Annotated in this window: 1 protein-coding gene; it reads left to right on the top strand. The window is 40.1% G+C overall.

The annotated features are described in order from the left end of the window. On the top strand, positions 1 to 282 hold a 282-nt coding region (locus tag H3V00_RS11345), incomplete at both ends, for a hypothetical protein (protein WP_198208185.1).

Raw genomic sequence — 282 nt, 5'->3', positions numbered from 1 at the left:
TCATAGCCGGTAAAGATGCCTATCTGAATACAGAAAGTATTAAAAATAATAATAAAGGGATAATAAGTAGTGAGAATCTGAATCTTAAGGCATCGGTAAGTGTAAACAACAGTACAAATGGTGTGATTCAGTCTGGCAAAGAGGCAGTTATTCATACAGCGACACTGGATAACAGCAGTAATGGCAGTATAGATGCAGACAGTATTGATCTGACAGCGGATAGTGTAAATAATGCTGCCGGAGCTATCCGGACAAACCGCCAGTTAAAGGCACAGATTGGCA

The organism is Snodgrassella sp. W6238H11 (assembly GCF_016100525.1).
GTDB classification, from domain to species: Bacteria; Pseudomonadota; Gammaproteobacteria; order Burkholderiales; family Neisseriaceae; genus Snodgrassella; species Snodgrassella alvi.
This window is presented reverse-complemented; position numbering and strand designations above follow the sequence as displayed.